The organism is Pseudomonas sp. RW10S2 (assembly GCF_014268985.1).
GTDB classification, from domain to species: domain Bacteria; phylum Pseudomonadota; class Gammaproteobacteria; order Pseudomonadales; family Pseudomonadaceae; genus Aquipseudomonas; species Aquipseudomonas wayambapalatensis.
Map to the genome: position 1 here is coordinate 1 of NZ_JABWRO010000249.1, position 412 is coordinate 412.

Here is a 412-nt window from a genome sequence, read left to right on the forward strand (position 1 = left end):
GGCGACGGCGGAGCTGTACCTGGCAGGCGAGGGCATCACCCGTGGCTACCTGCTGCGTCCGGGGCTGACCGCCGAGAAATACCTGCCTGATCCGTTCGCGGCGGATGGCTCGCGGCTGTACCGCACCGGCGACCTGGCGCGCTACCGCGAAGACGGCGTGCTGGAGTACGCCGGGCGTGTGGACCATCAGGTGAAGGTGCGCGGCCTGCGTATCGAGCTGGGTGAAATCGAAGCGCGTTTGCAGGCCCAAGGCCTGTTGCGCGAATCGGCGGTGCTGGCCGTCGAGCTCAATGGCGTTCAGCAACTGGTCGCCTACGTGGTGGCCCAGGACCATGGCGCGGACGAAAGCGAGTTGCGCAGTGTGTTGAAAGCCAATCTGCAACAGACCCTGCCGGACTACATGGTGCCGACC

At 66.3% G+C, this 412-nt stretch carries 1 protein-coding gene; it reads left to right on the forward strand.

The genetic code is table 11. The features are described from left to right. Positions 1–412, forward strand: a 412-nt coding sequence (locus HU729_RS25585; RefSeq protein ID WP_186711927.1) for an AMP-binding protein, incomplete at both ends; no start/stop codon positions are given.